Origin of the sequence: Ideonella azotifigens (assembly GCF_006519715.1) — a bacterium.
Lineage (GTDB): Bacteria > Pseudomonadota > Gammaproteobacteria > Burkholderiales > Burkholderiaceae_C > Ideonella > Ideonella azotifigens.
On record NZ_VIDT01000731.1, the window covers coordinates 1 to 2555 of the forward strand.

Consider the following 2555-nt stretch of genomic DNA (forward strand, 5'->3'; position numbering starts at 1 on the left):
AGGCCGGCATCGACGCGGCGCGCGGCGACGTCATCGTGACCATGGACGGCGACCTGCAGAACGACCCGCGCGACATCCCGCGCATGGTGGCGCGGCTGCTGATCGAGAACATGGACATGGTGGCCGGCTGGCGCGAGAAGCGGCAGGACGGCTTTGCGCTGCGCCGGCTGCCGTCGATGATTGCCAACCGGCTGATCCGCAAGATCACCGGCATGCAGTTCAAGGACCTGGGCTGCAGCCTGAAGGCCTTCCGCACCTCGGTGCTGCGCGAGGTGCGGCTGTATGGCGAGATGCACCGCTTCATCCCGGCCTGGCTGGCGACCGTGACCACGCCGGACCGCATGACCGAGGAGCCGGTGAACCACCGTGCCCGCGAGCATGGCGAATCCAAGTACGGCCTGTCGCGCACCTTCCGCGTCATCGTCGATTTGCTGTCGGTCTACTTCTTCCTGAACTTCGGCGCGCGGCCGGGGCACTTCTTCGGCGCGGTCGGCCTGGCGGTGCTGGGCTTTGGCTCTGCGGTGCTGGGCTACCTCGGCATCCTGAAGCTGCTGGGGGAATCCATCGGCGGCCGGCCGCTGCTGTTCGTCGGCTTTTTCTGCGTGATGGGCGGGCTGCAGTTCCTGCTGACCGGCGTGCTGTCCGAGCTGCTGATCCGCATCTACTTCGACGGCAGCCATGCCCGCCAGTACCACCTGATGGCCACGCCGCCGGTGGCGGACGGCGAGGGCTGGCACGCATGATGGCTGCTGGCATGTCAGCGCCGGCGCCGGCCGGAAAGCTCAGCCGCAACGAATGGGCGCTGCTGGCTTTGGTGTTGCTGGCGCTGGCGCTGTGGCGGCTGGGCGGAGCGCCGCTGTTCGATGTGGACGAAGGCGCTTTCAGCGAAGCCACGCGCGAGATGCTGTCCAGCGGCGACTGGCTGCACACCACGCTGAACGGCGAGCCGCGCTTCGACAAGCCCATCGGCGTGTACTGGCTGCAGGCGCTCAGCGCGTCGGCCTTCGGCGTCGGCGAATTCGCGATGCGGCTGCCGTCTGCCCTCAGCGGCTGGCTGTGGGCGCTGGTGCTGGCGCAGTTCGCATTGCCGCGGCTGGGCAGGCAGGTTGCGGTGAGCGCGACGGTGATGCTGGCCACCTCGCTGGGCGTGCTGATCATCGGCCGCGCCGCGACGGCCGACGCGCTGCTGAACCTGCTGCTGACGCTGACCGCGCTGGACGGCTGGCGTTGGCTGTCCAGCGACTCCAAGCCGGCGCTGCGCCGCGCCTATGCCTGGATGGGCCTGGGCCTGCTGACCAAGGGGCCGGTGGCCATCATCGTGCCCGGCGCCGCGCTGCTGCTGTGGCTGTTCTGCTCGCTGCCCTGGCGCGCCGCGCTGGCCCGGCTGGGCCGCGCGATGGCCGATCCGGTTGCCTGGCTGCTGATGCTGGGCATTGCCGTGCCCTGGTACGCCTATGCCTTGCACCGCCACGGCCAGGCCTTCATCGACGGTTTCCTGATCCGCCACAACCTGGCGCGCTACACCAGCCCGCTGGAGCAGCACGGCGGCAGCATCGGCTATTACCTGGTGGTGGTGCCGCTGCTGCTGCTGCCGTGGGCGCCGCTGCTTGCAGGTGTGCTGGCGCGTGTGAAGCGGCACTGGGCAGACCCGCTGCAGCGCTACCTGCTGCTGTGGGCCGGCTTCGTGATCGTGTTCTTCTCGCTCTCGGGCACCAAGCTGCCGCACTACGCGCTGTATGGCGCCACGCCGCTGGTGCTGCTGATGGCCATCACGCTGGCCGAAGCGGGCACCACGATGCGTGCGGCGCTGACCGTCAGCCTGCTGCTGTTGCTGGCGCTGCTGTGCGGCTCGGCGCTGGCCATGGGCTGGTGGCTGCCGCAGGTCACGCACCCGCTCTACAAGGCGGTGCTGGAAGGCCAGCATGCCTCGCCGTGGCTGGCCTGGCTCAGCGGGCTGGCGGCCTTGGCCGTGCTGTTCCTGATGACCCAGCTGAACCGCCCGGGGTGGACGCTGGCGCTGCGCAGCGGCGTTTCGGCGCTGGTGATTGCGGTGGTGGCGCTGGGCGTGGCGCTGCCGTGGTGGGGCGACCTGCTGCAAGGCCCGATCAAGCGCGCCGCGGCCATTGCCGCGGAGCGCAACGAGCCGGCGGTGCAATGGGGCCTGCACCAGCCCAGTTTTGCGCTTTACCGCGGCCAGTCCACGCCGCGCCGCGCGCCACATGATGGCGAACTGGCACTGGTCCGGCTGGACCAGTTGCCCAAGCTGATCGCCCAGGCCGGCGGGCGCTACATCCCGCTGTATGCCGAGCGGGGCTATGCGCTGATCCTGTGGCGTGCTGCTGCACCGGCTGCCACCTCGGTGGCGCAAGCCGCGCCATGAAGACCGGTTGGTGGCGGCGCGCGCGGCATCGCGAGGCGCTGGCCTGGCTGCTGGCGCTGCTGGTCGCGGGCACGGTGTTTTCGGCTTGGCCGCAGCTGGACCTGCAGGTGGCCGGCTGGTTCTACGACGGCCAGGGTCACTTCCCGGGTGACCACTGGTGGTGGGTACGGGCGAT

The 2555-nt window shown here is 70.0% G+C and carries 2 protein-coding genes; both read left to right on the forward strand.

The window, feature by feature from the left end:
• Positions 1 to 743 (forward strand): glycosyltransferase (locus tag FKP22_RS26920; RefSeq protein WP_141291033.1); only part of this gene is annotated, 743 nt, incomplete at its 5' end.
• 11 nt (positions 744 to 754) lie between these two features.
• Positions 755 to 2380: an ArnT family glycosyltransferase gene (locus FKP22_RS26925; RefSeq protein WP_170201113.1), complete on the forward strand. Its 1626-nt coding sequence runs from the start codon at positions 755 to 757 to the stop codon at positions 2378 to 2380.
• Positions 2381 to 2555 lie beyond the last annotated feature (175 nt).

What these genes read in the sequence shown, in the direction of transcription:
- FKP22_RS26925 (WP_170201113.1), top strand. Translation starts at nt 755, where the DNA reads ATGTCAGCGCCGGCGCCGGCCGGAAAGCTCAGCCGCAACGAATGGGCG.